The organism is Burkholderia sola (genome assembly GCF_905400185.1).
In the GTDB taxonomy this organism is placed as follows: Bacteria; Pseudomonadota; Gammaproteobacteria; order Burkholderiales; family Burkholderiaceae; genus Burkholderia; species Burkholderia sola.
In genome coordinates this window covers 3,313,437-3,335,481 of sequence record NZ_FR989675.1, presented here as the reverse complement: position 1 = coordinate 3,335,481, position 22,045 = coordinate 3,313,437, and the positions used below count along the sequence as shown (strand labels likewise).

The following is a 22,045-nucleotide window of genomic DNA, read 5'->3' as shown; positions in this document are numbered from 1 at the left end:
CGCCGTCGGCGTCAGCGCCGCGGCGTCCTGCGCCGCACTTCGCCGCGCAGCCAGTCGAGCCACGTGCGGATCACCGCTTCCTGAGGATGGCCGGGGCGCCACACGACGTAGTGCGCGTACACGTCGGCGATGCGCACCGTCGACACGCGCACGAGCGTGCCGTCAGCGAGTTCGGGCTCGATCAGCGAGCGGCGCGCGAGGGCGACGCCGCGGCCTTGCAGCGCGGCGTCGATCAGCGCGTTCGCATCGGTGAAGCGCGGTGCGCGCGCAGATTCGGTGAGGTCGAGCCGCGCGGCCTGGAACCACGGTTCCCACGGCTGCGCGGGATGGCGCAGCAGCGTCGCGCGCACGAGGTCGGCCGGCGTGCGCGGGGCGACGCCGTCGCGATTGCGGTACGCGGGGCTCGCGACCGGAAAGATCGTCTCGTTCATCAGCTTCTCGGCGACGACGCCGGGCCACGTGCCGGGCCCGTAGCGCAGCGCGACGTCGATGCGGTCGCGCTTGCGCAGCGGCGCGAGCGCGACGTTCGGATGCAGCACGATCGCGATGTGCGGGTGTGCCGCCGAGAAGCGCGGCAGGCGCGGCGCGAGCCAGCGCTCGGCGACGCTCGGCAGCACGCTCACGTTCAGCGTCACGTCGCAGGTGCGCGGGCGGCTGCGCACCGTCAGCGCGGGTTCGAACGCGCGTTCGAGCACGCTCAGGCCCTGGCGCACCTGCAATGCGAGCGCGTGCGCGGCATGCGTCGGCGTCGCGCCGTTGCGTTCGCGCGTGAACAGCGGATAGCCGAGCTGCGCCTCGAGCGCGCGGATGTGCTGGCTGACCGCGCCTTGCGTGAGCGCGAGCTCGTCGGCCGCGCGCGTGAAGCTCTGCAGCCGCACGGCGGCTTCGAACGCGCGCAGCGTCTGCAGCGGAGGGAGGTGGATGCGTCGCATGCGGGTATTAGTAACACTAATGTCCGAGCACGACAATTCATCGTTTGTCGCGCATCGGCATGCGTTCCTACACTCGGTTCCGTCTTCCACAGCCCGTCACGCCAAGCCGCCATGAACGCCTATCGTCTCTATCTTTCGCCGGGCGCCTGCTCGCTCGCCGCCCACATCGCGCTGGAGGAAACCGGCGCGCCGTTCGACGTCGAAATCGTCTCGGTGAAGGAGCGGCAGAACCTCGACGCGCGCTATCTCGCGATCAACCCGAAGGCGCGCGTACCCGTGCTCGCGATTCCGGGCGAGCCGCGCGTGCTGACCGAAACGCCGGCGATCCTCACGTATCTCGCACGCCGCTATCCAGACGCGCAATTGCTGCCGCTCGTCGATCCGCTGCGCGAGGCGCGGTGCCACGAATGGCTCGCCTGGCTGGTCGGCTGGGTGCACGGCGTCGGCTACGGCGCGCTGTGGCGGCCCGGTCGCTTCATCGACGATCCGGCGCTGCACGGCGCGGTCAGCGCGCACGGACGCAGCACGATCGACGCCGCGAACGCGTCGATCGAAGCTCTGCTGGCCGACGGCCGCACGTGGGCCGAGCCGGGTGCGCATTCGATCGTCGATCCGTTCCTGCTCGTGCTGTATCGCTGGGGCGTCGCGATCGGGCTCGACATGACGCGGCATCCCGCATGGACCGTGCATGCACAGCGCGAGGCCGAACGGCCGGCCGCGCGGCGTGCGCTGGCGCGCGAGGCGGTTTGACACGGCGGCGCGCGGGCAGCCGGCGGCGCGGCCGTTCCGTGCGGCGGTTCGTTCGGACCGCGAAGTTCGGACGTGTCCAATTGTCATGTCGCGCTCAATTCTATTGAATGAGAAGCATTCTCATCAATGGAATGGAGTGAACATGAGCCGTTGTATCCAGTCGAGCGCGACGCCGCCGCGCCGCGCGACCGCATCCGTCGCGTTCGCGATGATGACCTGTGCGGCCGCGCCGGCCTGCGCGGAGGAAGGCGAGCCGCGCCGCGCGCCGCATCTGGACCCGATCGTCGTGCACGGCGCGCGCGACGCCGGGTCGCGCGTCGACCGGTCGGGTTCCGCCAAATATGCGACGCCGCTGCTCGACGTGCCGCAGACGATCACCGTCGTCCCGCGCGCGGTGCTCGACGAACAGCAGGCGCTGAGCTTGCGCGAGGCGCTGTCGAACGTCGCGGGCATCACGTTCAACGCCGGCGAGGGCGGCGGCGGGTCGGGCGATATGTTCAATATCCGTGGTTTCGGCGCGAACGCGAACCTGCAGCTCGACGGGCTGCGCGACAGCGCGCAGAACAATCGCAGCGACCTGTTCAACGTCGAGGCGGTCGAGGTGATCAAGGGGCCGAATTCGGTGTTCGGCGGCGCGGGCACGACGGGCGGCTCGGTGAACCTGGTCAGCAAGACACCGAAGGCCGGCGCGTTCACCGAGGCCGGCACGATGCTCGGCACGTCGGACTACCGCCGCGTGACGCTCGATGCGAACCGGCCGCTGGCCGGCACCGACGGCCGCGCGGCGTTCCGCCTGAATGCGATGGCGCACGTCAACGACGTGCCCGGCCGCGACGACATCCGCAAGCGGCGCTGGGGCATCGCGCCGTCGCTCGCGTTCGGTCTCGGCACGCCGACCCGCGTCACGCTCGGCTATTTCCACCAGTACGACAACAACCTGCCCGACTACGGGCTGCCGGCGCACAACGGCCAGGTGCTGGCCGGCGTGTCGCGCGACCGCTATTTCGGCTGGCGCAATCTCGACCGCGAACGCATCACGTCGGATACGTTCACCGTGAAGGCCGAACACGACGTGTCGTCCGGCCTGAAGGTGCAGAACCTGAGCCGCTATGCGCACCTGAATCGCGACACGGTGATTTCGGCGTCGCACGTGAACCTGCAGGGCCTGCCGCCGGGGCGCTACAAGCCGGCCGGGCCGCAGGGCTATGGCCGCGATGCGTCGACCGCGATGTGGGCGAACCAGACGAACGTCACCAGCGCGTTCTCGACGTTCGGCATCGGGCATACGCTGGTCACGGGCTTCGAGATCTCGCGCGAGACGTACGGCCGCACGACCTATTCGTACGGGCTCAACCGCTTCTACCCGGCCGACGGCTTCGCGCTCGCCGCGCCGCCCGGCGTGTGGCGCGGCCCGGCGCAGCGCCAGGACAGCGCGCGCAACGACACAGCGCTGGTCGTGAAGGCGCTGTACGCGTTCGACACGATCTCGGTGGGCCGCTACTGGGACATCGACGTCGGGCTGCGGCACGACTGGATCGACGGCCGGTCGGAAGGCACCGCGGCCGGCAAGCCCACCGAGCGCGCGGATACGGCCGATCGGCATCTGAGCACGCGCGCGGGGCTCGTGTTCAAGCCGACCGACAACGGTCGCGCGTATTTCGCGTACGGGACGTCGTTCAACCCGTCCGCCGAATTCCTCGTGACCACCGGCTCCGGCGTGAGCGCGGCGACCGGCGCGCTCGCGCCCGAGAAAAACGAGAGCTTCGAACTCGGTGCGAAATGGGAGGGGCTCGCGGGCATCGCGCTGAACGGCGCGCTGTTCCAGACCGAAAAGAAGAACGCGCGCGAACGAATGGCCGACGGCAGCTATGCGCTCGTGGGCCGGCAACGCGTGCGCGGCGTCGAGCTCGGCGCCGCCGGCAAGGTGACGCCGCGCTGGGACGTGTTCGCGAACTACACGTACCTCGCGAGCGTGACGCTCAGCTCGCCGTCGTCGCCGCGGCGCGACGGGCAGGCGCTCGGCAACACGCCGCGGCACGCGTTCAACGTGTGGACGACCTATCGGTTGCCGGCGGGCTGGACGCTCGGCTACGGTTCGCACTTCGTCGGCCGGCGCAACGTGACGTCGCAGGGCGACGGCAAGCTCGGCGCGTACTGGGTGCACAACCTGATGGCGAGCTACGACGTGAGCCGCCGGCTGCGCATCCAGCTGAACGTCGTCAATCTGTTCGATCGCGCGTACGTCGAACGCGTGCGGCAGGTGTCGGGCAGCGAATCGCGGTCATCGGCGGTCGAGTTCGGCGACGGCCGTTCGGCGATGCTGTCGGCCGTGTACAAGTTCTGACCGCACCGCGCGCCGTCGGCCGCCGCGCGCGCCCGTCAGCGCGCGAACAGCGGGTAGGTCGCGGCGGCGATCAACGCCGCGGCGAGCCACACCACGCTCCAAGAAGTCGCGGCGAGCAGCGGCGGAATCGCGAGCGGCGTCGCGAACAGGCCGAGGTAGACGACCGTGTTGGCCATCCCGAGCGCGGTGCCCGCGTGGTTCGCACCCGCGAGCGTCGCGAGCTCGGTGTACGCGACGCCGTGCCATGCCGACACGCACACGCCGGCGAACACGAGAATCGCGACGATCGCGGCGAGCGGCACATGCGGGCTGCCGGCCGTCGCGGCCGCGAGCAACGTGAACGACCCGGCCGCGACGAACACGGAACCGCGCAGGTACGCGCGCCGGTTGCCGTGCCGGTCGGTATGGCGGCCGCTCCAGACGCGCATCACCATCGCGCCGAGCTGCAGTGCGACCATCGCCGTGCTGATACCGGCGAGGCCGAGCCGGCCGAAGTCGTGCAAGAACACCGTCGCGAACGTGAGCACCGCGAACTGCGGCGCGCACAGCAGGCCGATGCCGAGCACGATGCGCCACACCGGGCCGCTCGCGAGCGGGTTGCGCGCGTGGCCGGCGGGCTGCGGCTGTGGCACGGCGAGCGGCGTGGCTAGGGACGTGGCGACGTGCGCCGGGGCTGGCGCGGCGGGCGGCTCGTGCAGCCAGCGCCAGGTGAGCGCCGCCGATCCCGCGCACAGCAGCATCAGCGCACCGAACACCGCGGCGAAGCCGGCATGCGACGCGAGCGACGGCAGCAGCGCCGCACCGAGGCCGCCGCCGAGCGGCACGGCCGTCTGGCGGATACTCATCGCGAGCCCGCGTTCGCGCTCGCCGAACCAGCGCATCACCGCGCGCCCGCTCGACCCGTTCACGCTGCCGCCGAGCAGCCCGACGCAGCCCATGGCCGCGACGACCCGCATCAGCGGCGGCACCGCGTGCGCGGTCGGGGCGATCGTGCACATCATCAGCGCGAGCATCGCGGCCGTCGCGACGAGCCCGGTCAGCAGCACGCGGCGATCGCCGAAGCGGTCGGCGGCGATGCCCCACGGCAGCTCGGACAGCGCGACGCCGAAGCCGAGCGCGCCAAGCACGAGGCCGAGTGCGCCGTTGTCGAGGTGGTAGGCCGAGCGCATCCAGACGGCCGTGGTCGGAATGCCGGCCGCGGCAGCCGAAAAGCTCAGGTTCGCGGCGACGCCGGCGCCCAGCACGCGCCAGCGATGGGCCGGCCCGCGCACGTCGCGGGCAGTCGAAGAGGGGGAAGCGATGCACGAGGTATCCATGACGGAGGCCCGATTCGAAGTTGACGTCCACAGTCTGGCGGCCTACATTCATCCTGAAAATCGGAAAGTTTTTGATGAATCGTTCGATAAATCAGGATGATTGAGATGCCCGAACACGACATTGCGCGCGACGGCGGCGAGCCGCTCGCGGGCGCCGACGCGGCGCTGGCGCGGCCCAACTTCGACGTCGCGGCGTTGCGCAGCCTCGTCGCGGGCGTGGATCTCGGCAGTTTCGCGAAGGCGGCCGACCGCGTCGCGCGCTCGTCGTCGGCGGTGAGTGCGCAGATCCGCAAGCTCGAGGAGCAGGCCGGCACGCCGCTGTTCGTGAAAGCCGGGCGCGGGCTCGCGCTGACCGACGCCGGCGACGCGATGCTGCGCTACGCGCGGCGGATGATCGAGCTGAACGACGAGGCGGCCGCGGCCGTGCGCGGCGTGAAGCTCGACGGCTGGGTACGGGTGGGGCTGCAGGAGGATTTCGGCGAGGCGATCCTGCCGGACGTGCTCGGGCGGTTCGCGCGCGCGCATCCGAAGGTGAAGATCGAGGCGCGCGTGGCGCGCAATGCCGACCTGCTCGACCGGCTCGATGCGAACCAGCTCGATCTGGCGCTCGTGTGGGGCGATCCGGCGTCGGCGGCGCTCGTGTCGCGGGCGGGGATCGACGGCGAAGCGATCGCGCACGTGCCGATGCAATGGATCGGCGCGGTGGCGGGCGGGGGTGTCGGGATGCCGGATGGCGGCGGGGATGCGGGTGGGGAGGGCGGTGTCGGCGAAGCGGGCGGTCGTGCGGTGCGGGGGACGGACGAGCCGTTGCCGCTCGTCGTGTTCGACCGGCCGTGCCGGTTCTTCGGCGCGGCGACCGATGCGCTCGACCGCACCGGCGTGCCGTGGCGCGTCGCGTTCACGACGCCGAGCCTGGCCGGGCTATGGGCGGCCGCGGCGGCCGGCCTCGGGCTGACGGTGCGCTCGCATTACGGGCTGCCCGCGTCGGTGCGCGTGCTGGATGCCGCGTCGTGCGGGCTGCCGGCGCTGCCGAGCTTGCCGCTGATCCTGCTGCGACGCACGTCGGCGGCGACGCCGACGGTCGAGCGGCTCGCGCGGATCGTGACGCAGGCGGTGCGGGGAGCGACGGAGCAGGCGCTTGCCGCGTGATTCCTATGCCGCGGCGGCGTCCGGCTCGATCGCCTCGAGCCCCGCACAGAGCTTCTCCAACCGCGCCCGCAACGCGTCGCTCGCCGGCACGAACGGCAGCCGCAACCCGTCCTCGCACCATCCTTGCGCGGCGAGCACGGCCTTCACCGGCGCCGGGTTCGGTTCCGCGAACAGCGCCGCGACGAGCGGCTGCAGCGCGACCGACAGGCGCCGCGCGTCGGCGAGCCGCCCGTCGCGCAGCCACGCGTGAATCCGCACATGCCATTCGGGCAGCACGTGCGCGCTGCTCGCGATCGCGCCGTGCGCGCCCGCGCACATCGCCGCGAAGTTCTGGTTGTCGTCGCCGGACAGGATCGCGAGCGGCGTGTCGTGTACCAGCCGGCTCATCCGGTCGAGCGTGCCGCCGCATTCCTTGATGCCCGCGACGCGCGGATCGCGGGCGAGCGCCTGCAGCGTGTCCAGTTCGACGTTCACGCCGGTGCGGTACGGGATGTTGTAGACGAGCACCGGCAGGTCGGCCGCGTCGACGATCGCTTCGACATGGCGGCGGATGCCGTCCTGCGTCGGCCGCACGTAGACGGGTGGCGTGACGAGCAGCCCGTCGGGCCGCAACGCCGCGAGTTCGCGCGCGCGGGCGGCCGCGAAATGCGTCGCGCTCGCGGTCAGCCCGACGACGATCGGCAGCCCGGGCGCCGCGTCGCGCAGCGTCGCGAACACCGCGTCCTGTTCGCGCGCGTCGAGCAGCACGCCTTCACCGGTCGTCGCACCCGCGACGAAGCCCGCGATGCCTGCGGCCGCATAGTGGCGCGCGAGTCGCGCGAGCGCGGCATGGTCGACTTCGCCGTGGTGGAACGGCGTGATGATCGGCAGCCAGATACCTTCGAAACGTGTGTTCATGCAAAGCCTCATGGTGGAAACGGAGTGGGAAGGAACCGTTCCGCCGGCGGAGTGCCGGAGCGAGGCGTGCGAGCAAGGAGAAAGAAACGACCTGCGGGCATCCCGTCCGGCATTCGCCTGACGGGACGCGACGTCCCCGTCAGTCGAGGAGTCGTTTTTTCAGTTTCAGCCCGGCCGCGCGCGCACCTGCCGCGACGGCGGCGAGGATCGAGGGCGAGCGCAGGAAAGCGGACATGGATGAACCGTGAGTGGGCTGAGCGGCGATCTTAACACCGGGGCGGCGGCGCGCGCGAGCCCCGGCCGTCGTTTAGCATGTTTCGAGATTTGCTTTCCACGACTGATTGGAAGGCGCGCCGCGGCCGGCCGCTAGAATGCCCGCTTACGTTTCGATGACAGCGCGTACGCGGGCGGTCACGCACATTCACCACCACTGGAAACGGGGCATATCACGATGGCAAGCATCAAGGGGATCGGTCGCTGGCTGCACACGGGCGCGGCGGCGGCGCTGGTCGTGGCGGCGACGGCCGCGCACGCGGACACGTCGATCCTGAACGTGTCGTACGACGTGACGCGCGAGCTGTACAAGGACATCAACGCGAGCTTTGCCGCGGCCTACAAGCAGAAGACCGGCGAGACGGTCACGATCAAGCAGTCGCACGGCGCGTCGAGCGCGCAGGCGCTGTCGGTACTGCAGGGGCTGCAGGCCGACGTCGTGACGATGAACCAGCCGAACGACATCGACCTGCTCGCCGAGCGCGGCCAGCTGCTGCCGAAGGACTGGCGCGCGCGTTTCCCGGACAACAGCTCGCCGTACTCGACGACGATGGTGTTCCTCGTGCGCAAGGGCAACCCGAAGGCGATCAAGGACTGGAGCGATCTCGCGAAGCCGGGCGTGCAGGTGATCATCGCGAACCCGAAGACGTCGGGCAACGGCCGCTATGCGTATCTCGCCGCGTGGGGCTTCCAGAAGCAGAAGGGCGCGACCGACCCGCAGGCGCTCGACTTCGAGAAGGCGATCTTCCGCAACGTGCCGGTGCTCGATTCGGGCGGCCGCGGCGCGACGACGACGTTCACGCAGCGCGGCATCGGCGACGTGCTCGTCACGTTCGAGAACGAAGTCGCGCTGATGGACACGGGCGCATCGGGCGCGCAGTTCGACGCCGTGTATCCGTCGGCGAGCATCCTCGCGGAGCCGCCCGTCGCGGTCGTCGACAAGGTGGTCGACAAGAAAGGCACGCGCAAGGTCGCGCAGGCGTATCTCGACTACCTGTACACGCCGGAAGCGCAGGAGATCATCGCGCAGCACCATCTGCGCCCGCGCGACGCGGCCGTGCTGAAGAAGCATGCGGCCGAGTTCAAGGCGCTGAAGACGTTCAGCGTCGAGCAGGTCTTCGGCAGCTGGGCGAACGCGCAGAAGACCCATTTCGCCGACGGCGGCACGTTCGACCAGGTGATCGTCGACCGGAAGTGATCGCGGCGCGCGCCACGCGCGACCCCGCATGACGATTTAGCCGGCCGCTCGTGCGGCCGGCTTTTTTTGCGGCTGCGCGGCGGCTTCCGGTTCCGAAGCGGCCTGCATTCCCGGCCACCGCCGCGCGTGCTACGCTCATCGCCTTCCTGCAACCGGCGCCGCGCGATGAACGTCGATTCGTCTTCCCCAGCCTCCCGCGGCCGTGGCCGCAAGATCTGGTCGGGCACCCGCCCGGTGATCGCGTACGGGATGCCGCCGCTCGGCTGGCGCGACTTCTATCACCGCGCGCTGACGGTGAGCTGGCCCGTGTTCTTCCTGTCGCTCGCGGTGCTGTTCCTGCTGCTCAACAGCGGCTTCGCGATGCTCTATCTGCTCGGCCATGAGCCGATCGCGAACCAGGCGCCGCCCGGCTTCGGCGGTGCATTCTTCTTCAGCGTCGAGACGCTCGCGACCGTCGGCTACGGCGACATGCATCCGCAGACGGTCTATGCGCACCTCGTCGCGACGTTCGAGATCTTCGTCGGGATGTCGAGCATCGCGCTGGCCACGGGGCTCGTGTTCGCGCGGTTTTCGCGGCCGCAGGCGAAGATCCTGTTCGCGCGCAACGCGATCGTGCGGCCGCTGAACGGCCGGATGACGCTGATGGTGCGCGCCGCGAATGCCCGCCAGAACGTGATTGCCGAGGCGCAGGCGAAACTGCGGCTGATGCGCGTCGAAGGCACGCACGAGGGCTACGCGCTGCGCAAGATTCACGACCTGCCGCTCGTGCGCAACGAGCATCCGATCTTCCTGCTCGGCTGGAACCTGATGCACGTGATCGACGAGTCGAGCGCGCTGTTCGGCGAGACGCCCGAATCGCTCGCCGCGCGCGACGCGCAATTGCTGATCACGATCGAGGGTTCGGACGAGACCACCGCGCAGGTCATGCAGGCGCGTCATGCGTGGGCGCATGGCGAGATCCGCTGGCGCCACCGCTATGTCGACCTGATGCACGACGAGGACGGCATCACGCACATCGATTACACGCATTTTCATGAAGTCGTGCCGATCGACGACGACACCGACGAACGCGGTTCGCCGGGCGTGGTGATCGACGCGGACACGTCGGCGCCGGGGCCCGTCGGGCAGGCGTGATCGAGGGCGGCGGGTGCGGCCCCGCTGCGCGTCACGCGTGCAGCAGGCGCGCCGCTTCGCGCTGTTCGATCGCGACCGCGCGGCGGAACGCGTCGCGATCCTCGGCGCGCGCGACGTAGTCGCCGAGCACGCCTTCGTGCGGCAGCAGATGCGCGTCGAACGCGATCTTCAGCGTGCTCGCGAGCAGCAGGTCGGCGGCGGTGAAGCGTTCGCCGACGAGCCAGCGGCTATGGGCGAGCGCTTGCGCGAGGGCGCGCTGCACGCGCGCGATGTTGCCCCAGCCGAACGCGACGGGGTTGCCCGACGCGCCGGTGAATTTCTCGGCCATCGCCGGTTCGAGGCAGGTCGGCGTGAAGAACATCCACTGGAGGAACCGGCCGCGCAGCGGATCGTCGGGCGCGACACCGAGCCCGGCAGCCGAGCAGCGGTCGGCGAGATAGAGCAGCACGGCGCCCGATTCGGCGAACGGCGCGCTGCCGTCGTCGAGCGCGGGCAGCTTGGCCATCGGGTTGACCTGCACGAACGCATCGCTGCCCTGTTCGTGCGAGCGCAGGTCGATCGGCACGAGTTCGTACACCACGCCGATTTCCTCGAGCATCCACAGCGCCCGGAATGCCCGGGTCTTCGGCCAGTAGTAGAGCTTCATCATGCCTCCGCGTTTGGGTGCAGGTGTCGATCCGGTGGATGCTCAAGCGTACCCGAGCGCAGGAGGTTGGGACAGGGGCGCGCGGCGGGGGGCGTCCGGTTCGATTGCATCCGGTGAATCGGGCGAAATACCGCGTAGCGCCTTGCACAATGGGCGTTCAGTGGGTAACTAGTTATATAAAAACTAGTGATGAAAATTCATCGAAATCCCCGGCGTAAATCCGCATGACTACGCTATGCCCGACCCGTTCGGTCGTACCCGCACAGAGGAACGCAATCGCCGTCCGCGATCGCCGACGCATCACCCAACGCCGCACTCACCGGAGCCCCTCTCACGCATGGCAAACGACGACCGCATCACGATCATTCCGCGCAGAACGCCCGAATCGGCGGCCATGGTGGCCGAGGTTCAACGAGCAATGGCGATCACTGCGCGGCTCAACCGCCTGACGTTCGACGATGCGGCGGACGTACGCGCATTGTTCGGTGAACTGATCGGCACGCAGGTTGACGACGGTTTCACGTTGATCCCGCCGTTCTACGCAACGGGCGGCACCGGCATGAAGGTCGGGCGCAACGTGTTCGTCAACCAGAACTGCACGTTCTACGACCTGGGCGGGCTCGAGATCGGCGACGACGTGATGATCGGCCCGAACGTCAGCCTGATCACGTCCGGCCATCCGGTCGAGCCTTCGCGGCGGCGCGATTGCGTGGTCGCGAAGCCGATCGTGATCGGCCGCAACGTATGGATCGGCGCGGGCGCGACGATCATCGGCGGCGTGACGATCGGCGAGAACGCGGTCGTCGCGGCCGCAGCCGTCGTCACCCGGAACGTTCCGCCGAATACGCTGGTCGGCGGCAATCCGGCGAAGATCATTCGAGCGATTGCGGAATAAAGTCGCCCGGGCCCGCGTGCCGGCGTGATGAAGCGTCGACGGAGGGATGTGGACAACCCTCCGCCAGAGCGAGTCGAAACGCTGTGCATTTGAACGGTGAGTGTGCCGCTGAGGCCGTCCGGACAAGCCATTGCGGCATTTCGCGGTTGTCGCGCGCCGGGTCGTCCGTCGATCGGCAGATGAAGATCTGGTCGTGCGCCCGGTTGTGGATATCCGGGCATCGAAACGAGTCGGCGACCTGTGGTTTTCACAGGTGAGGAGACCGGACGGTGCGCGAGACATCAAGCGGGTTGTGGACAACTCGCGGCAAGACGAAGCGAAATGCTGTGAAATTCAACGGTGAGTGTCGCGCCCGATCTGGCGGTGCGCCCGCACTGGCGTGGGTTTCCAGCCGTTGCCGTGGCTCGGGGCGACGCGCATTCTAGCCGAATGGCGTGAATGCGTGACCATCACCTCCGGGCCGCGCGACGTCGATATCCGGCTCCGGCCCCCAATCGAAGGGCTGTGCATTCTAACGGTGAGCGCAGGCGCGCGGTTCGCAACGTGCGGATTTCGATGCGCCGGTCGCCTTCTCCAGCGACTCGGCACGCTGTGTAATTCAATGGTGAGCGTCAGCTCGCGATCGGCGTGCAGCCCGTCAGGATGCGGCCGTTGGACCGCCGATGCCGCGCGAAACGGTGTTTCTGTCAGGTTCGAGCGCAAGAGCGGGAGCAACGACGATGTGCATGCTCGTGTGGATATCCGTCCGCCGAAACGACTCGCGGCACTGTGTATTTCGACGGTGAGCATCGGCGCCCGATCGGGTGATGAGCCGCTTCCGGCATGGATTGCCCGTCGTCGGTACCCTTCGAAGCGTGCCTTTGCCATACATCGGGGAGCGCCCGTCCATGTGGATATCCAGCCCACTCAAACACTCGAAGCGCTGTGGTTTTCAACGGTGAGGGTGCGCGGATGGTCACGAGGCAATGCAGATCCGGACGTGGACAACTGCCACCGCAGCCAGTCGAAGCCCAGGGTATTCGAACGGTGAGTGCGAAAGTCGGACCGACGAAACGCGCGATTTCCCATGTGGATATCCACCGCCGCAACCCACTTGCCGCGCTGTGAATTTCAACGGTGAGCGTCGCTGCCCCGAGTGCCCTGCATGCCGATTCCGGATGTGGACATCCCGCCCCCGACGCCACTCGAAACGCTGTGCAATCGAACGGTGAGCGCGCGAGCCCGGTCGGCCGAAGGGCGCGACATTGTGGACATCCGTCGCCGCCGATCAATCGGAACCCTGTGCATTTCAATGGTGAGAGTGATGGTCCGATGCCGCTGAAACCCTTGTCGCACGGGCGTCGAGCGGCATTCTCCGGCCAAGCTGCGCGCCTGACGGCCCGCGCCGCCTTTTCCGCCAGACTGCCCGACCGCTGCGAAGCACCGACCCATCCCACTCCGGCACCCCGCGCGAAAACTCTCTCAAATCCCGCTAAAAAGCTGCACAGTTTTTCTCACCGCACGCCGGTCCGAGCAAGATGAGAAAAAACATTCTCGGCGGCGCGCGAAAAAATAGAGCTATTCGCTGCCGCACTCATGCGTCACCCGGCGCCCGCCGCGCACGGCCGAGAACAGCACAACAGCACAATCCGGAGACTTCCCCACATGACCGCCCGCCTGCCCGTCGACGGCCCGCCCGCCCTGTCCGACTACCGCCTGACCGACAACCTGACCGCGACGCGCGGCCGGATCTTCCTGACCGGCACGCAGGCGTTGATCCGCCTGCTGCTGATGCAGCGCACGGTCGATACCGAGCAAGGTCTCAACACGGCCGGCTTCGTCAGCGGCTACCGCGGCTCGCCGCTCGGGATGGTCGACCAGCAGCTGTGGAAGGCGAAGAAACTCCTCGACACGAGCGGCGTGCACTTCCTGCCCGCGATCAACGAGGAACTCGGCGGCACGGCCGTGCTCGGCACGCAGCGGGTCGAGGCCGACCCCGAACGCACGGTCGAGGGCGTGTATGCGATGTGGTACGGCAAGGGCCCGGGCGTCGATCGCGCGGGCGACGCGCTGAAGCACGGCAACGCGTACGGCTCGTCGCCGCATGGCGGCGTGCTGGTCGTCGCCGGCGACGATCACGGCTGCGTGTCGTCGTCGATGCCGCACCAGAGCGACTTCGCGATGATGGCGTGGCACATGCCGGTCGTGAACCCGTCGAACATCGCCGACATGCTCGAATTCGGCCTGTACGGCTGGGCACTGTCGCGCTACTCGGGCGCATGGGTCGGCTTCAAGGCGATCTCGGAAACGGTCGAGTCCGGCTCCACCGTCGACCTCGATGCGTTGCAGACGCGCTGGCCGGCGCCGGCAGGCTTCACGCCGCCGGCGGGCGGCCTGCACAACCGCTGGCCCGACCTGCCGAGCCTCACGATCGAGGCGCGCCTCGCGGCGAAGCTCGACGCGGTCCGCCATTTCGCGCGTGCCAACAGCATCGACAAGTGGATCGCGCCGAGCACGCACGCGAACGTCGGCATCGTCACCTGCGGCAAGGCGCACCTCGACCTGATGGAAGCGCTGCGCCGCCTCGACCTGACGGTCGCCGATCTCGACGCGGCCGGCGTGCGAATCTACAAGGTTGGCCTGTCGTATCCGCTCGAAATGACACGGATCGAAACCTTCGTCGACGGTCTGTCGGAAGTGCTCGTCATCGAGGAAAAGGGGCCGGTGATCGAGCAGCAGATCAAGGATTACCTGTACAACCGCACCGAAGGCGCGCGCCCGCGCGTGCTCGGCAAGCACGATGCGGCGGGCGCGTGCCTGCTGTCCGAACTCGGCGAACTGCGTCCGTCGCGCATCCTGCCGGTGTTCGCCGACTGGCTCGCGCGGCACAAGCCGGCGCTCGACCGCCGCGAGCGCGTCGTCGATCTCGTCGCGCCGCAGATCCTGTCGAACGAGGCCGATGCGGTGAAGCGCACGCCGTACTTCTGCTCGGGCTGCCCGCACAACACGTCGACGAAGGTGCCCGAAGGCTCGATCGCGCAGGCCGGCATCGGCTGCCACTTCATGGCGTCGTGGATGGAGCGCGACACCACCGGCCTGATCCAGATGGGCGGCGAAGGCGTCGACTGGGCCGCGCACGCGATGTTCACGAACACGAAGCACGTGTTCCAGAACCTCGGCGATGGCACCTACTTCCACTCGGGCATCCTCGCGATCCGCCAGGCGGTCGCCGCGAAAGCGAACATCACGTACAAGATCCTCTACAACGACGCGGTCGCGATGACGGGCGGCCAGCCGGTCGACGGCAGCATCTCGGTGCCGCAGATCGCGCGGCAGGTCGAGGCGGAAGGCGTGTCGCGCTTCGTCGTCGTGTCCGACGAACCGGAGAAGTACGACGGCCATCACGGGCAGTTCCCGACCGGCACGACGTTCCATCACCGCAGCGAACTCGATGCGGTGCAGCGCGAATTGCGCGAGACGCCGGGCGTCACCGTGCTGATCTACGACCAGACCTGCGCGGCCGAGAAGCGCCGCCGCCGCAAGAAGGGCGAATTCCCCGACCCGGACAAGCGTCTGTTCATCAACGACGCGGTGTGCGAAGGCTGCGGCGACTGCGGCGTGCAGTCGAACTGCCTGTCGGTCGAGCCGCTCGAGACGCCGCTCGGCCGCAAGCGCCGCATCGACCAGTCGTCGTGCAACAAGGACTATTCGTGCGTGAACGGCTTCTGCCCGAGCTTCGTGACGGTCGAAGGCGCGGCGCTGAAGAAGGCCGCTGGCGCGGCGTTCGACGAAGCGGCGCTCGCCGCGCGCGTCGACGCGCTGCCGGTGCCGGCCACGCACCTCGACGCGGCGCCGTTCGACATGCTCGTGACGGGCGTCGGCGGCACGGGCGTCGTGACGGTCGGCGCGCTGATCAGCATGGCCGCGCACCTCGAAGGCAAGAGCGCGTCGGTGCTCGACTTCATGGGCTTCGCGCAGAAGGGCGGCTCGGTGCTGTCGTTCGTGCGGATCGCGTCGAGCGACCGCTGGCTGAACCAGGTGCGCATCGATACGCAGCAGGCCGACGTGCTGCTCGCGTGCGACATGGTGGTCGGGGCGAGCGCCGAGGCGCTGCAGACGGTGCGTCACGCGCGCACGCGGATCGTCGTCAACACGCACCGGATCCCGAACGCGTCATTCGTGCAGAACCCCGACGCGAACCTGCATGCGGATGCGCTGCTCGAGAAGATGCGCCACGCGGCCGGCGACGGCTACCTGTCGAGCTGCGACGCGCAGGCGCTCGCCGCGAAGTTCCTCGGCGATTCGATCGGCGCGAACATCCTGATGCTCGGCTACGCGTGGCAGCTCGGCCTCGTGCCGGTGTCGCTCGCCGCGATGATGCGCGCGATCGAGCTGAACAACGTCGCGGTGCCGATGAACAAGCTCGCGTTCTCGATCGGCCGGATGGCGGCCGGCGACGCGGCGGGCCTCGATGCGTTGTGGAACGCACGTCACGCGGTGGCCGCCCACGTGGCGCCGGAGACGCTCGCCGAGCTGATCGCCGATCGCGAGGCGCGTCTCGACGCGTACGGCGGTGCGCGCTACGTCGAGCGCTATCGGGCACTGGTGAACGTGGCGCGCGCGAAGGGCGACGACGCGCTGACGCGCGCGGTTGCGACGACGTTCTACCGGCTGCTCGCGGTGAAGGACGAATACGAAGTCGCGCGGCTGTACACGGACGACGCATTCCGCACGGCGCTCGAAGCGCAGTTCGAAGGCGTGCCGGGGCAGACGTACCGCGTGAAGTTCAACCTGGCGCCGCCGACGGTCGCGAAGGCCGGCAGCGACGGCAGCACGCCGAAGAAGCGCGTGTTCGGCCAGTGGATGTGGCCGGTGCTCGGCATGCTCGCGCGCGTGCGCAGCCTGCGCGGCACGTGGCTCGATCCGTTCGGCCGCACGGTCGAGCGGAAGATGGAGCGCGCGCTGGCCGACGACTACGAGACCACGCTCACGCGTGCGCTCGCCGTGCTGACCGCCGGCAATGCGGCGCAGGTCGTGCAACTGGCCGACCTGCACGCGCGCGTACGCGGCTTCGGCCACGTGAAGGTGCGCAACCTGGCCGGCGTGAAGCGCACGGAACGCGAGCTCGCGCTGCAGCTCGGCATCGACGCGGCGACGAGCGCGGCCGTTCAGCACGCGCTCGACGAGATGAAGGGCGCGGGGATGCTGAAGGGGATTCCGGTCGTCGTCGCGAAGTAACGCGAACGCGCGGCGCGGCAATCGGGTGCCGCGCCACGCGACGGCTGGCGGGCGCGTCGGCTCGCGGCATCCTCGCCCGCGTCGCTCTTGCCGCCTACGCGACGCGATTGCCGGCGATGCAGCGCGAGTAGTACGCGAGACTGCGTTTCGGCAGGCGTTCCTGCGTTGCCGGGTCGACGTGGACCAGCCCGAATTTCTTCGCGAAGCCGCTCGACCATTCCCAGCTGTCCATGCCGGCCCAGCAGAACAGTCCGCCCAGGCGGACGCCCTGCCGATACGCATCGTGCGCGGCGTTCAGATAGCGCGCGAGATAGTCGATGCGCGGGCCGTCGTCGACGAAACCGCCGCTTGGCGCGGGTTCGGCGATCGCGAACCCGGTCTCGGTGACGAGGATGCGCGGTGCGCCATAGTCGCGGTGGACGCGCAGCAGCATCTCGGACATCCCGTACGGCTCGACCGGGTAGCCCATCGTCTGGATTTCGTTTGCCGGGCTGGCGGCCAGCGTGAAACCCGTGCCGCCGGCGTTGGCCTTCACGTAGAAGCAGTTGTAATACTGCACGCCGAGAAAATCCGGGTTCGCGGCGATCGTCGTCATGTCGCCCGGCCGGACGAGCGGCGCCAGCGCCGTCTGCAGCTCTGCCGGATAGCCCTTGCCGTACAGCGGATCGAGAAACGCGCGATGCCAGATCGCATCGAACTGCGCGGCGGCGGCCTGGTCGGCGGCCGAATTCGTCACCGCGAGGACGGGCCGCCCGCTGATCGTCGTGCCGATCTGCGCGGCGCCCCGCACGTTCGCGCGCACGGCCTGGAACATCAATCCCTGCGCGAGATTCTGATGGTGGATCGCGGCGAACATCGCCCCCATCGACTGCGCACGCGGCGGCGATGCGCCGTACGCGTAGCCCGACAGCGCGACGCCGTTCGGTTCGTTCAGCATCATCCAGTGCTTGACGCGATCGCCGACGCGGCGCGCCACGATCTGCGCGTAGTCGGCTAGCCGGTACGCGATGTCGCGGTCGCGGAAATCGCCGGCCCATACGGGGATGTCCCAGTGAAACAACGTCAGGTACGGCGTGAGGTTGCGCGCCAGCATCGCATCGACCATGCGGTCATAGGTGGCAAGCCCCGCTTCGCTCGGCGTGCCGGCGCCGTCCGGCTGCACGCGCGGCCATGCGGTCGAGAAACGGAACGCCCGGACGCCCGCGTTCGCGAGCAGCGACAAGTCGCCCGGGTAGCGTTGCTCGAATTCGATGCAGCGTGCGTTCGTCGAGCCGTCGGCGATCGTGCCGGGCTGGTCGGCGAACACATCCCAGTTGCTTCGGCCTCGGCCGTCTCGGCTTTCGATTTGCGGCGCGGCGGTGGCGACGCCCCACACGAAATCGTTGGCGAAGCGGGCCGATGCGTCCGCGGAGTCGATCGAATCGCCGCCGCAGGCGGACAGCATGCCGCTGCCGAGGGCGGCGGCGCCTTGTGCGAGAAAGCGTCGCCGGCTCTGGAGCGAGAGGGGTTTGATCATGGGTTCGGTCGTTTCGCGCGGAATGACGTGCGCATTTTGATTAGGAGAGCAATTAAATGGGCATGGAGCCGGGGACACTTCGCATGCATCGCATCAACGATTCCGCGCGGCCCCGGTTAGCGATGACGCGTGACGAGACCGATTTGCATGGCGTCGATCGTCTCGACGCACGAGCGGGAATCGGTATCGCGTCGGCGTGCAGAAAATAATAAGGATGTATTGTTTAATTTTTTTGAAAGCTGCTGAAGACCGCGCCGCGCATGCATCGGCCAAAACAACGAGGCCGAGCGCCGTATGACACGGGGCTCGGCCTCGGGCTGCCGGCAGGCAGGGGCTTCACACGCGGCTGCACGGTCGGCGCACCGCGCTGCCTTACTGTCAGACGATCCCTTTCTTGCGCGTCGACAGCGCGGTTTCCGACAGGTCGATCTCGCGAATCAGCTTCGTCAGCGTCTCGTCGGAAATCTTGCTGTCGCCGCGCAGCCGGTACAGCGCCGAGCGTTCCGCGCGCACGGCCGCGATCCGCATCTGCAGCTCCATCGTTTCGGCCTGCTTCGCTTCCGCGCGCGGCGTGGGGCCATCGTCGGCCAGCGCGGCGAGCCGTCGGCGGTATTGATCCATCACGCGTGCGGAGATGTCCGCGCAGCGCGCCGCGCCCGATTCGTCGAGATCGGTCGAGATCGCGTCGTGCGACGCATCGATCGCGCGGATCGCGGCCTGCGCGGCGGCCGAGCGTGCGATGCGCTCCTCGTCGCCGAGCGGGTTGCGCGACGAGCGCACGCCGCGCAGCAGCAGCGGCAGGCCGATCACCGCGACGATCAGCGAGCCGAGGATCACGGCCGACGCGATGAAGACCGCGGTGTCGCGGCCCGGCAGCGGCGCGCCGTCGGACAGCGCGACCGGGATCGACAGCACGCCGGCGAGCGTGACCGCGCCGCGCACGCCGCCGACCGTCATCACCGCGATCGTGCGCACGCCGGCCATCGTGCCGGCGAGGCCATGGCGCGCGGCGCGGCGGCTCGCGAACCAGCGCAGCAGCCACACCCATAGGAAGCGGATCGCATACAGCGCGAGCATCATCGCGCACACGTTGAAGATCATCCGGCCGACCAGCGCGTCGCTCGTATGGTGCGCGTCGACGAGCGCACGGCCGATGATGTGCGGCAGCTGCAGCCCGAGCATGATGAACACCATGCCGTTGAACACGAACTCGATCAGCGCCCACGTGCTTTCGGCGCGCACGCGCGACGCGACGGTGCTTTTGCGCGAGAAGCTCGTGTAGTTCATCATCATCCCGGCCGACACGGCCGCGAGCACGCCCGACAGGTCGAGGTGCTCGGCGAACAGGTAGGCCGCGAACGGCACCAGCAGCGTCATCACGATGCCGGGCGCCGGGTCGCCTTCCTGCTCGGCATTCAGGAAGCGCGTCGACAGCGCGCTGAACAGCCACGCGACGATCGCGCCTGTCGCGAGCCCGCCGGCCGCGACGATCACGAACGTGACCGACGCGGCGCGCAGCGAGAATACGCCCGTCAGCGCGGCCGCGATCGCGAATTTCAGCGCGACGAGGCCCGACGCGTCGTTCATCAGCGCCTCGCCTTCGAGGATGTGCATCAGTTGCGGCGGAATGCGACCCTTGCCGGCGATCCCGGACAGCGCGACCGCGTCGGTCGGCGACAGCACCGCCGCGAGCGCGAACGCGATCGGCAGCGGCAACTCGGGAATCAGCCAATGCGCGAAGTAGCCGACTGCGAGTACCGTCATGAACACGAGCCCGAACGCGAGCATCAGGATCGCGCGGCGCTGCAGGTAAAGCTCGCGTTTCGGAATCCGCCAGCCGTCCGCGAACAGCAGCGGCGGAATGAACAGCAGCATGAAGATCTCGGGGTCGAACGTGACGTGCAGGTTCAGCTTCGGCCACGCGAGCATCGCGCCGAACGCGATCTGCATCAGCGGCAGCGGCAGTTGCAACGGCAGGAGACGCGTGACGGCGCCGGACAGCGCGACGGTCAGCAGCAGGATGAGGACTGTGAAAACGATTTCCATCGAGACGGCGAATAACGCGGAATGAAACGATCGTACGGAGTGTAGCGTGTCGGCGTAACGGGTGCGCTCGAGTGGCCGGTGCGTGCGCACGGGAATGGTGCGTCGAACACGCGCCACGGTGGTGCGGCCGCCCGGCACAGCCGCATGGCGCACGGGTTGTCGGCACCTCGCACGGAGCTTGCTTGAGGGAGAGCAGCCGCCCGGCTTGCGCCGGGTCACCGAGGGTCCAACCAATGACATGGCGCGCCGTCCCGTTCGTCGTTTTCGCCGGACGCCGGACGTCGCGTTCGACTGCATCACCAGGAGGAAGGTATGACGATCGTGCAACAGGAGCGTCCGGCCGCCGCGTCGCCGTACCGGTTCGAGCGGGAGATGAGCTCGGGCTTGGAACGGCTGGCGACGCAGCACCGCGACCTGACGCTCACGACCGTGTTCCAGCCGATATTCAGCCTGTCGCACCAGCGTGCGGTGGGCTACGAGGCGCTGCTGCGCGCGCACGATGCGCTCGACCGCGCCGTGTCGCCGCTCGACGTGTTCGGCGAAGCCGCGCGCCGGGACGAACTGCTGCAGCTCGACCGGCTCGCGCAGGCGCTGCATCTGGAGAACTTCGCGCTGCTCGGCGCGGAGCGCGAGTGGCTGTTTCTCAACGTCCATCCGGGCGTGCTCACCGATCCGTTCCAGGCGGCCGCGCTGCTCGCGAACCTGAAACGGCTCGGCATGCCGCCGCGGCGCATCGTGCTCGAAGTGCTCGAACAGCGCGCGGAGGACGTCGAGCGGCTCGCGGAGGCCGTGCGCGAGTTCCGCACGCACGGCTTCCTGATCGCGCTCGACGATTTCGGCGCGGGTCACTCGAACCTCGAACGGATCTGGCAGCTGAACCCGGACATCGTGAAGCTCGACCGGATCATGCTGTCGCACGCGGCGCACCGCACGGGGCTCACCGCGATCCTGCACGGGCTCGTGACGCTGCTGCACGAGGCCGGCAAGCTGGTGCTCGTCGAAGGGATCGAGACCGAGCACGAAGCGCAGATCGCGCTGTCGTGCGAGGCCGATTTCGTGCAGGGCTACTACTTCGGCCGCCCGGCGCCGGGGCTGCCCGACAGCGCGGCCGCGACCGGCTGCATCGGCGAGCTGACCGAGCGCTTTCGTCAGCAGACCGAAGCGCGCGAGCGGCGCGACGCGCAGCGGCTCGCACCGTACCTGCGCGCGTTCGAACGGGCGGCCGAGCGCCTCGCGGGCGGCGAGCCGCTCGACGAGGTGTGCTGGAACTTCCTCGCGCTGGACGCGGCCGCACGCTGCTTCCTGCTCGACGCGCAGGGCCGGCAGTCGGGCCGCAACGTCGTGCTGCGCGCCGATCGCGCGCTCGCCGAGGCGCGCTTTTCGCCGCTGGCGGACGCGCAGGGCGCGAACTGGCTGCGCCGGCCGTATTTCCGCTCGGCGATCGCCGAACCGGGGCGCGTGCAGGTCACGCGGCCGTACCTGTCGATCAACGAGGCGCAGCCGTGCGTGACGCTGTCGGTGGCCGTGCGCGTCGGCGATGCGCAGCGCGTGCTGTGCGGCGATATCGACTGGATCGACGAGGACGCGCAAGCGGCGTAGCGGCACACGGTCGGGATGCGGCGACCCACGGCGCGGGGGCGGCCGTTGCGTTCGCCGCGCGCTTCCCCGACAATGGCGCGACCGCGGCCGTCGTGACCGCGCGCGCCGTCCCGGGGGCCACCATGGCGGCGAA

14 protein-coding genes are annotated in these 22,045 nt (G+C 69.0%); 8 read left to right on the top strand and 6 right to left on the bottom strand.

The features are described from left to right. Positions 1–11: 11 nt before the first annotated feature. Positions 12–932, bottom strand: a complete 921-nt coding sequence (locus KR541_RS15375) for a LysR substrate-binding domain-containing protein (RefSeq protein WP_050014322.1) — start codon at positions 930–932, stop codon at positions 12–14. A 111-nt stretch (positions 933–1,043) separates the two neighbouring features. Here KR541_RS15375 and KR541_RS15370 point away from each other — a divergent pair, with 111 nt between their 5' ends. Both KR541_RS15370 and KR541_RS15365 read left to right on the top strand, forming a co-directional pair. Continuing rightward, positions 1,044–1,682, top strand: a complete 639-nt coding sequence (locus KR541_RS15370) for a glutathione S-transferase family protein (RefSeq protein WP_050014323.1) — start codon at positions 1,044–1,046, stop codon at positions 1,680–1,682. A gap of 142 nt (positions 1,683–1,824) precedes the next feature. Continuing rightward, complete coding sequence (locus KR541_RS15365) at positions 1,825–4,026, top strand: TonB-dependent receptor (RefSeq protein WP_216089607.1); 2,202 nt, start codon at positions 1,825–1,827, stop codon at positions 4,024–4,026. A 35-nt stretch (positions 4,027–4,061) separates the two neighbouring features. On the opposite strand, the gene KR541_RS15360 is transcribed toward KR541_RS15365, so the two are convergent. Beyond that, positions 4,062–5,342, bottom strand: a complete 1,281-nt coding sequence (locus KR541_RS15360; RefSeq protein WP_124630942.1) for an MFS transporter — start codon at positions 5,340–5,342, stop codon at positions 4,062–4,064. A 105-nt stretch (positions 5,343–5,447) separates the two neighbouring features. Here KR541_RS15360 and KR541_RS15355 point away from each other — a divergent pair, with 105 nt between their 5' ends. Continuing rightward, complete coding sequence (locus tag KR541_RS15355; RefSeq protein WP_050014326.1) at positions 5,448–6,491, top strand: LysR substrate-binding domain-containing protein; 1,044 nt, start codon at positions 5,448–5,450, stop codon at positions 6,489–6,491. Between the two features lie 3 nt (positions 6,492–6,494). Here the strand turns inward: KR541_RS15355 and dapA are convergent, their stop codons facing one another. Further along, positions 6,495–7,388: a 4-hydroxy-tetrahydrodipicolinate synthase gene (dapA, locus tag KR541_RS15350; protein ID WP_050014327.1), complete on the bottom strand. Its 894-nt coding sequence runs from the start codon at positions 7,386–7,388 to the stop codon at positions 6,495–6,497. Between the two features lie 451 nt (positions 7,389–7,839). On the opposite strand from dapA, the gene KR541_RS15345 reads away from it, so the two are divergent. Further along, positions 7,840–8,859, top strand: a complete 1,020-nt coding sequence (locus KR541_RS15345) for a sulfate ABC transporter substrate-binding protein (protein ID WP_050014328.1) — start codon at positions 7,840–7,842, stop codon at positions 8,857–8,859. A gap of 165 nt (positions 8,860–9,024) precedes the next feature. Further along, complete coding sequence (locus tag KR541_RS15340; RefSeq protein ID WP_050014329.1) at positions 9,025–9,993, top strand: ion channel; 969 nt, start codon at positions 9,025–9,027, stop codon at positions 9,991–9,993. 31 nt (positions 9,994–10,024) lie between these two features. Here KR541_RS15340 and KR541_RS15335 read toward each other — a convergent pair whose 3' ends face one another. Further along, on the bottom strand, positions 10,025–10,639 hold the full coding sequence (locus KR541_RS15335; protein ID WP_050014345.1) for a glutathione S-transferase family protein: 615 nt from the start codon (positions 10,637–10,639) through the stop codon (positions 10,025–10,027). 337 nt (positions 10,640–10,976) lie between these two features. On the opposite strand from KR541_RS15335, the gene KR541_RS15330 reads away from it, so the two are divergent. Together KR541_RS15330 and KR541_RS15325 are read left to right on the top strand one after the other, a co-directional pair. Continuing rightward, a complete protein-coding gene (locus tag KR541_RS15330; protein WP_050014330.1) occupies positions 10,977–11,534 on the top strand; it encodes a DapH/DapD/GlmU-related protein in 558 nt (185 codons plus the stop codon). 1,644 nt (positions 11,535–13,178) lie between these two features. Beyond that, positions 13,179–16,751: an indolepyruvate ferredoxin oxidoreductase family protein gene (locus KR541_RS15325; RefSeq protein WP_216089606.1), complete on the top strand. Its 3,573-nt coding sequence runs from the start codon at positions 13,179–13,181 to the stop codon at positions 16,749–16,751. 94 nt (positions 16,752–16,845) lie between these two features. On the opposite strand, the gene KR541_RS15320 is transcribed toward KR541_RS15325, so the two are convergent. Together KR541_RS15320 and KR541_RS15315 are read right to left on the bottom strand one after the other, a co-directional pair. Then, the gene (locus KR541_RS15320) at positions 16,846–18,267 is read right to left on the bottom strand and encodes a glycoside hydrolase family 1 protein (protein ID WP_089488869.1); all 1,422 of its coding nucleotides are present in this window, start codon (positions 18,265–18,267) and stop codon (positions 16,846–16,848) included. Positions 18,268–18,645: 378 nt separating this feature from the next. Next, positions 18,646–20,313 carry a Na+/H+ antiporter gene (locus KR541_RS15315; protein ID WP_050014333.1) on the bottom strand — a complete coding sequence of 556 codons (1,668 nt, stop codon included), beginning with the start codon at positions 20,311–20,313 and terminating at the stop codon, positions 18,646–18,648. A 312-nt stretch (positions 20,314–20,625) separates the two neighbouring features. Here KR541_RS15315 and KR541_RS15310 point away from each other — a divergent pair, with 312 nt between their 5' ends. Further along, positions 20,626–21,912 (top strand): sensor domain-containing phosphodiesterase, encoded by a 1,287-nt coding sequence (locus KR541_RS15310; protein ID WP_050014334.1) that lies wholly within the window; start codon positions 20,626–20,628, stop codon positions 21,910–21,912. Positions 21,913–22,045: the final 133 nt, after the last annotated feature.

Bases quoted from the DNA above. Each gene is read 5' to 3' on its own strand.
- KR541_RS15355 (WP_050014326.1), top strand. From the start codon at position 5,448: ATGCCCGAACACGACATTGCGCGCGACGGCGGCGAGCCGCTCGCGGGC.
- KR541_RS15370 (WP_050014323.1), top strand. From the start codon at position 1,044: ATGAACGCCTATCGTCTCTATCTTTCGCCGGGCGCCTGCTCGCTCGCC.
- KR541_RS15325 (WP_216089606.1), top strand. From the start codon at position 13,179: ATGACCGCCCGCCTGCCCGTCGACGGCCCGCCCGCCCTGTCCGACTAC.
- KR541_RS15375 (WP_050014322.1), bottom strand. From the start codon at position 932: ATGCGACGCATCCACCTCCCTCCGCTGCAGACGCTGCGCGCGTTCGAA.
- KR541_RS15330 (WP_050014330.1), top strand. From the start codon at position 10,977: ATGGCAAACGACGACCGCATCACGATCATTCCGCGCAGAACGCCCGAA.
- KR541_RS15310 (WP_050014334.1), top strand. From the start codon at position 20,626: ATGACGATCGTGCAACAGGAGCGTCCGGCCGCCGCGTCGCCGTACCGG.
- KR541_RS15315 (WP_050014333.1), bottom strand. From the start codon at position 20,313: ATGGAAATCGTTTTCACAGTCCTCATCCTGCTGCTGACCGTCGCGCTG.
- KR541_RS15345 (WP_050014328.1), top strand. From the start codon at position 7,840: ATGGCAAGCATCAAGGGGATCGGTCGCTGGCTGCACACGGGCGCGGCG.
- KR541_RS15360 (WP_124630942.1), bottom strand. From the start codon at position 5,342: ATGGATACCTCGTGCATCGCTTCCCCCTCTTCGACTGCCCGCGACGTG.
- KR541_RS15320 (WP_089488869.1), bottom strand. From the start codon at position 18,267: ATGATCAAACCCCTCTCGCTCCAGAGCCGGCGACGCTTTCTCGCACAA.
- KR541_RS15365 (WP_216089607.1), top strand. From the start codon at position 1,825: ATGAGCCGTTGTATCCAGTCGAGCGCGACGCCGCCGCGCCGCGCGACC.
- KR541_RS15340 (WP_050014329.1), top strand. From the start codon at position 9,025: ATGAACGTCGATTCGTCTTCCCCAGCCTCCCGCGGCCGTGGCCGCAAG.
- dapA (WP_050014327.1), bottom strand. From the start codon at position 7,388: ATGAACACACGTTTCGAAGGTATCTGGCTGCCGATCATCACGCCGTTC.
- KR541_RS15335 (WP_050014345.1), bottom strand. From the start codon at position 10,639: ATGAAGCTCTACTACTGGCCGAAGACCCGGGCATTCCGGGCGCTGTGG.